This window comes from Streptomyces sp. NPDC033178 (assembly GCF_055577685.1).
Map to the genome: position 1 here is coordinate 63,613 of NZ_JBVIPT010000033.1, position 7,156 is coordinate 70,768.

Here is a 7,156-nt window from a genome sequence, read left to right on the forward strand (position 1 = left end):
CCGTTCGCACGCACCTCCAGGAGACAGCAGTGGCCCGGCGCCCTCTTCCCCGCATTCTGAGTACCGGCAGCGCGCAGATCGCCCGCAGCCGGGACCTGGCCCGGACGGCCGCCGACAGCGCCACCGACGTCCTGCACCCACTGATCACGGTCACCCGTGGACTGCGCCGGCTGGCTGCCGCCGGACGGCGCAAGTGGGCGGACACCCCCAAGGACCGGCGCGGTCCACTGCTGTTCCTGGTGGCTTCGGTCGTCCTGGTCGTGGCCCTCGTCCCGTACGGGCCGCTGCTCGCCATCGTCACCCTGATGGGGGCGTCGGCGTGGCACGGCCGGGACCGCAACCCGCCCGGGCCGAAAGGACCCGACGAGGCGCAGGCCAAGCGCCTCGAATCGCTCTACGAAGCACTCGTCCCCTACTTCTCGGTTCCCGAGGACCCGGCCCCGCTCTACGCCCACGGCGGCGAGTGGGACAAGGCCTTCACCTCGTACGAGTTCGACGACACCGGCCGTGTCTCGCATCTCTCGCTCCACTACCCCGCGTACTTCACCGACGGGGAGGCGGACGCGCGTGCCCGTATCGAGCAGTTGCTGCACACCAAGTCGGGCCGCGGACGCGAGTACCGCTTCGCGTGGGACGAGGAGGGCAACCAGCTCTCGGTCACGGTGCTGCCGCCGCTTCCCACCGATGTCGCCGCCCAGCGTTTCGTCACGGCTCCGGGCGAGACCGTCCTCGGCTTCACCGACCCGGCCGGTGTCCAGCGCACGCTCCCGCTCACCTTCGGCGAGGAGCGGCGGGACGCCCCGCCGGTCGTCTGGCGCACCGGCGCGCGCTCGACCGAGCCGCATCTGCTCGCGGTCGGCGGACCCGGCAGCGGCACGACCACCCTGCTGCGCTCGATGGCGCTGCAGGCCCTCCAGCACGGCGACGTACTGATCGTCGAGGGTGGCGGCAGCGGCGAGTTCGCGTGTCTGACCGGCCGCGACGGCGTCCTGGGCATCGAGTGCGGCCTGGCGGGCGCGCTGGCGAGCCTGGAGTGGGCGGCGCACGAGACGGAGCGCCGGCTCATCGCCGCGAACCGCGCCCGGCAGGCGGGCCACACCCCGCCGGAGGACACCAGGCGTCCCCTCTGGCTCCTCCTCGACCGTCCGACGGTCCTCGGCCATCTCGCGGCGGCCGACGGCCGCAAGGATCCCCAGTCCCTCCTCCAGGTGCCGCTGCGCCACGGCCGCGCCGCCGGTGTGACGGTGGTGGTGGCCGAACAGTTCGACGCCCTGGAGTCACTCAGCGAGGCGGTACGCGGGCACACGCGCGCGCGTGTCGTGCTCGGCCCCGCGTCCACGGGCCAGCTCGAAGCGGTGCTCGGGTCTCCGCCGCCCACGACTCCGACGCCCGACGTGCCGCCCGGCCGCGGCTACGCCCGGCTGGGCTCGGGCCCGGTCCACCGCCTCCAGGTCCCGGCGACCCCGGACCCGTACGACGAGGCGACGAGCGAGGCCCACCGTCAGGCGGTGGTCGGTCTGCTGCCGGCGCGCACGACTCCGGCGGACGCCGAGCCGACGGGCACGGCACCGGCAGACCTCGCGGACGCGGCCCCGGAAAGCCCCGTGCGCTTCACCTCACCGGGTGCGGTGGGCGTCCCCGCGGAAGGCTGAACGGGCGGAGGGAGGGCGTCACGCACGAGGATGCGCGGCACCCTCCCTCCGTCCGGCCCTCTCGCCACTGGCGGGTCGGCAGCGGCCCGGAGTGCCGCGCCTTCACCGGAGGACGTGGCGCGGGAATCGTCACCGCGCGGGCCGGATCCGGAAGCGTCACGCCACGAACGTGCGTGGCGAGTCCGTTCCGCCGTTCGCCCCCGACTCCACCAGCCGGGCGGCCGCGGCCAGCCGCGTCGCCGCCTCGTCGGCCACCGCGCCGCCGACGGTGAACGGCAGCCGCACATAGCCCTCGAAGGCCCCGTCGACTCCGAAGCGGGGCCCGGAGGGCACGCGCACGCCCACCCGCTCGCCGACCTCGGCCAGCCGTGAACCGGACAGGCCGCCCGTACGGACCCACAGGGTGAGCCCGCCGCGCGGCACGTCGTACTCCCAGCCGGGCAGTTCACGGCGCAGGGCCGTCACGAGCGCGTCGCGGTTCTCGCGGGCCTGGGTACGCCGGATGTCCACGGCCTGCTCCCAGCCACCGGTGCTGAGCAGCCAGTTCACGGCAAGCTGCTCCAGGACGGGGGTGCCGAGGTCGGCGTACGCGCGGGCCGCGACCAGACTGCGTATGACGTCGGGAGCGGCGCGGACCCAGCCGATCCGCATGCCCGCCCAGAACGCCTTGCTGGCCGAGCCGACGGTGATGACCGTGGACCCGGCCGGGTCGAAACCGCAGACGGGACGCGGCATTTCGACACCCTCGTCCAGATGGAGCTCGCTCATGGTCTCGTCCACGATCAGCACCGTGCCGGCGGAACGGGCGGCGTCGACGAGCCGCCGCCGCTGGTCCTCGTCGGCGAGCGCGCCGGTCGGGTTGTGGAAGTCCGCGACGACATAGGCGAGCCGGGGCGCCGCGTCGCGCAGCACCTGCCGCCAGCGGTCCATGTCCCAGCCCGCGAGCCCCTCGGCCATGGCGACGGGCACCAGCCGGGCCCCGGCCTCGCGCATCAGCTGAAGGATGTTGGCGTACGAGGGCGACTCGACGGCGATGCGTTCGCCCCGCCCGGCGAAGAGGTGGCAGATGGCGTCGATGGCGCCCATGGCCCCGGTGGTCACCATGATCTGTTCGGGCATGGTCGGGATGCCGCGCGCGGTGTACCGCTCGGCCAGCATCTCGCGCAGCGCGGGCAGCCCCGCCGGATAGTCGCCGTGCGTGTGGGCGTACGGCGGGAGCTCCTCCAGCGCGCCCTGGACGGCACGGGTGAGCCACGGCTCGGGGGCGGGCAGGGCCGCGCAGCCCAGGTCGATCATGGAGCCGAGGGCCTCGGGCGGCAGCGGTTCGAGGCCGCGCGCGGGCAGCGGGTTCCCGGCCGGTACGGCCGTCCAGCTGCCCGCTCCCCTGCGGGACTCCAGGAACCCTTCGGCGCGCAGCGCCTCGTAGGCGGCCGCCACCGTGGTGCGGCTGACGGACAGGGAGAGGGCCAGTTCGCGTTCGGCGGGCAGCCGTGCGGCGACGGGGACGCGCCCTTCGAGGACGAGCAGACGCACGCCGTCGGCAAGAGCGCGATAGGCGGGCGGGCGGCGTGTGCCGGGGCCCGCCGGGCGCTCCTGCTGGGAGTTGAGCAGCCGCGCGAGCTGAGCGGCGCCCACCGCCGAGGTCCACTGCGCCATGATTTCCAGTCCACCTTCCCAGAATTGGCCATGGAAGAGGTTTCTTCTCAAGCCACAGAGTGTCACGGGCCAGGCCACTGTCACCACCAGGGGGCACATCTTGTCCACTCCGCCGTCGGAACGACCGTCGGGTCCACCATTGAGTCCGCCATCGAGGCACCTCCCACGCCGACTGCTCCAGCTGTACGTGGGCCTGGCGCTGTACGGCGCGAGCGTGGCCCTCCTCGTGGAGGCGGGCCTGGGCCTGGCGCCCTGGAGCGTCCTGGACCAGGGCCTCGCCGAGATGACCGGGCTGACGATCGGCGTCGTGTCGATCATCGTGGGCGCCGTGGTGCTGCTCCTGTGGATCCCGATGCGCCAGCGCCCGGGCCTCGGCACGGTCTCCAACGTCTTCGTGGTCGGTATCGCCATGGACGGCACGCTCGCCCTGGTCCCGGACGCGCACGCGCTCGGAATCCGCATCCCCCTGCTGGTGGCAGGCATCCTCGTCAACGGCGTGGCGACCGGCCTCTACATAGCGGCCCGTTTCGGTCCGGGCCCGCGCGACGGATTGATGACGGGGCTCCATCGGCGCACCGGCCGCTCGATCCGTCTGGTGCGTACGGCCATCGAGGTGGCCGTGGTGGCCACGGGCTTCGTCCTCGGCGGCACGGTCGGCGTGGGCACGGTCCTGTACGCGGTGGCCATCGGCCCGCTGGCCCAGCTCTTCCTGCGCGTGTTCGCCGTCCCCTCCGCATCATCGGGCGGCAGCACGGTCGTTGCCGCCGGGCAACCGGAGCAGGCGATACTGCGCGGGTGAGCACCCGTATACGCCACCCCTACCTCGACCATCCCGGCCCGATCGCCTTCGCCCACCGGGGCGGGGCCGCGGACGGCCTGGAGAACACCACGGCCCAGTTCCGGCGCGCGGTCGAGGCCGGCTACCGGTACATCGAGACCGATGTACACGCCACGGCGGACGGAAAACTCGTCGCCTTCCACGACGCGACACTGGACCGGGTGACCGACGGGGCGGGCCGGATAGCGGACCTCCCCTGGGACGACGTGAGCCACGCGCGCGTGGCGGGATCGGAACCCGTCCCCCTCTTCGAGGAGCTGCTGGCGACGTTCCCCGACGTCCGCTGGAACGTCGACATCAAGGCGGAGCCCGCCCTGCACCCCCTGCTCGACCTGATCCGCCGCACCGGCTCCTGGGACCGCGTCTGTGTCGGTTCCTTCTCCGAGGCACGGGTCGCCCGCGCGCAGCGCCTGGCGGGTCCGCGCCTGGCCACCTCGTACGGCACCCGGGGCGTCCTCGGGCTGCGTCTGCGGTCGTGGGGGATCCCGGCCCCGCTGCGCCGCTCGGCGGTCTGCGCCCAGGTGCCCGAGTCCCAGTCGGGCATCCCCGTGGTCGATCACCGGTTCGTGCGCGCGGCCCACGCGCGCGGGCTGCAGGTCCACGTCTGGACGGTCAACGAACCCGCACGGATGCACCAGCTCCTGGACCTGGCAGTCGATGGCATCATGACCGATCACATCGAGACGCTGCGCGGGGTCCTGGAGGACCGCGGCACCTGGGTCTGACGGCCCGGCGCCCCGCGCGGCGTCCGCGTACGGGGACTGCGACGGGGAAGCGAGGGCACGGGTGGGCACCGACACCGTGCGGGAACAAGCGGCCGACGAGACCGCGGAACGGCGGCGCGAACAACGCGGCTGGTACGTCTACGACTGGGCCTGTTCCGTCTACTCGACGAGCGTGCTCACCGTCTTCCTCGGCCCCTATCTGACATCGGTCGCCAAGGCGGCCGCGGACGCGGACGGGTTCGTGCACCCGCTGGGGATCCCCCTTCGTGCCGGCTCGTTCTTCGCGTACTGCGTGTCGGCGTCCGTCATCCTGTCGATCTTCGTGATGCCACTGGCGGGCGCGGCCGCCGACCGCACGGGCCGCAAGAAGCCGCTCCTCGCGGTCGCCGCCTACCTGGGCGCCGCAGCCACCACGGGCATGTTCTTCCTGGACGGCGACCGCTATCTGCTGGGCGGCCTCCTGCTGATCGTGGCCAACGCCTCACTGGCCGTCTCGATGGTGCTCTACAACTCCTACCTCCCCCAGATCGCCCCGCCCGAGGAGCGCGACGCCGTCTCGTCGAGGGGCTGGGCCTTCGGCTACGCGTCGGGCGCACTGGTCCTGGTCGCGAACCTGATCCTCTACTCGGCCCACGACACCTTCGGCGTCTCGGAGGCGACGGCGGTCCGCATCTGCCTGGCCTCGGCCGGTATCTGGTGGGGCGCCTTCACGCTCGTACCGCTCAAACGGCTGCGCGACCGCCGCACGACGACCCCTTCGGGTACGTCCACGCGCGGCTGGCGGCAGCTGGCGGCCACCGTGCGGAGCATGCGCCGCCAGCCGCACACGCTCGCCTTCCTCCTCGCCTACCTCGTCTACAACGACGGCATCCAGACGGTCATCTCACAGGCGTCCGTGTACGGATCCGAGGAGTTGGGCCTCGACCAGTCGACGCTGATCGTCGCCGTACTGCTGGTCCAGTTGCTCGCGGTCGCAGGAGCGCTCGGGATGGGCCGACTCGCCCGGACGTACGGCGCCAAACGGACCATCCTCGGTTCGCTGGTCGCCTGGACCGTGACGCTGGGCGCGGGTTACTTCCTGCCCGCCGGCGCGCCCGTCTGGTTCTTCGTCCTCGCCGCCGGCATCGGGCTCGTCCTCGGCGGCAGCCAGGCGCTGTCCCGGTCCCTGTTCTCGCATCTGGTGCCGCCGGGCAAGGAGGCCGAGTACTTCTCGGCGTACGAAATGAGCGACCGCGGTATGAGCTGGCTCGGCCCGCTTCTGTTCGGTCTGACGTACCAGCTGACTGGAAGTTATCGGGACGCGATCATCTCGCTCGTGGCCTTCTTCGTGCTGGGATTCGTGCTGCTCGCGAGGGTTCCGGTACGCCAGGCGGTGCGCGACGCGGGCAACCCTGTTCCGGACAGGATTTAGCGCCGGAGGCCAAAGGCCGGTAGTGTACGCGTTTGGCCTGCCAGGCGTACCGTTACTGCGCGTCAAAGATGCCGAAACGCTGGGTGACATCTGCCCTCAGATGTGACAAACCGGGCGCAGGTGGGTACAACAAGGGGCGGCTACGACGGCGACGCATGACCCGGAACGGGAATCTTTACCGCCGACCGGACGTTGACCGGATGACGACGACAGCGACACCTGTCCTGTGGGCGACAAGCCCGGGAGGCACGATTCATGAGTGAGCGAGCTCTTCGCGGCACGCGCCTCGTGGTGACCAGCTACGAGACGGACCGCGGCATCGACCTGGCCCCGCGCCAGGCCGTGGAGTACGCATGCGAGAAGGGCCATCGATTTGAGATGCCCTTCTCGGTGGAGGCGGAGATCCCGCCGGAGTGGGAGTGCAAGGTCTGCGGGGCCCAGGCACTCCTGGTGGACGGCGACGGCCCTGAGGAAAAGAAGGCCAAGCCCGCGCGCACGCATTGGGACATGCTGATGGAGCGGCGCACGCGAGAGGAACTCGAAGAGGTCCTCGAAGAGCGCTTGGCTGTACTTCGCTCCGGAGCCATGAACATCGCGGTCCACCCTCGGGACAGCCGCAAGTCCGCGTAACCCCTCCGGGGGTTGGGCGGCATACAACGCACGCACCCAACCGCGGGTGCCGTACCTCCGGGTACGGTGCCTGCGGTTTTGTGCGTTCGGGTGACTTTTGGGGTGGGGTTTCACTTTTGGGTGCGGGTGCGTTGTGGCTGGTAGCGCAGTTCCCCGCGCCCCTGAAAAGGGGCGCGGGGAACTGCGCAGTCTTCAGCCCCTCCGGCGTTTGAGGAGCGGGGGTTCGGGGGCGGAGCCCCCGAGT

The 7,156-nt window shown here is 71.9% G+C and carries 6 protein-coding genes; 5 read left to right on the top strand and 1 reads right to left on the bottom strand.

Annotation, left to right across the window (positions count from 1 at the left end; all coding sequences use genetic code 11):
• Positions 1 to 29 precede the first annotated feature (29 nt).
• Positions 30 to 1,652: a P-loop NTPase family protein gene (locus ACZ5VQ_RS47025; RefSeq protein WP_469110383.1), complete on the top strand. Its 1,623-nt coding sequence runs from the start codon at positions 30 to 32 to the stop codon at positions 1,650 to 1,652.
• A gap of 156 nt (positions 1,653 to 1,808) precedes the next feature.
• Here the strand turns inward: ACZ5VQ_RS47025 and ACZ5VQ_RS47030 are convergent, their stop codons facing one another.
• The gene (locus ACZ5VQ_RS47030) at positions 1,809 to 3,308 is read right to left on the bottom strand and encodes an SCO1417 family PLP biosynthesis transcription factor (RefSeq protein ID WP_362084779.1); all 1,500 of its coding nucleotides are present in this window, start codon (positions 3,306 to 3,308) and stop codon (positions 1,809 to 1,811) included.
• Between the two features lie 139 nt (positions 3,309 to 3,447).
• Between ACZ5VQ_RS47030 and yczE the strand changes: the two genes are divergently transcribed.
• The 4 genes from yczE to ACZ5VQ_RS47050 all read left to right on the top strand — a co-directional run bounded on the left by yczE (position 3,448) and on the right by ACZ5VQ_RS47050 (position 6,912).
• Complete coding sequence (yczE, locus tag ACZ5VQ_RS47035) at positions 3,448 to 4,107, top strand: membrane protein YczE (protein WP_469110384.1); 660 nt, start codon at positions 3,448 to 3,450, stop codon at positions 4,105 to 4,107.
• The gene (locus tag ACZ5VQ_RS47040) at positions 4,104 to 4,871 is read left to right on the top strand and encodes a glycerophosphodiester phosphodiesterase (protein ID WP_469110385.1); all 768 of its coding nucleotides are present in this window, start codon (positions 4,104 to 4,106) and stop codon (positions 4,869 to 4,871) included. The genes yczE and ACZ5VQ_RS47040 overlap by 4 nt, the downstream gene beginning before the upstream one ends.
• Before the next feature lie 61 nt (positions 4,872 to 4,932).
• Complete coding sequence (locus tag ACZ5VQ_RS47045) at positions 4,933 to 6,282, top strand: MFS transporter (RefSeq protein ID WP_469110386.1); 1,350 nt, start codon at positions 4,933 to 4,935, stop codon at positions 6,280 to 6,282.
• A 255-nt stretch (positions 6,283 to 6,537) separates the two neighbouring features.
• Entirely contained in the window at positions 6,538 to 6,912 is a 375-nt protein-coding gene (locus ACZ5VQ_RS47050; RefSeq protein ID WP_003977404.1) for an RNA polymerase-binding protein RbpA, read from the top strand.
• The last annotated feature ends 244 nt before the right edge of the window (positions 6,913 to 7,156 follow it).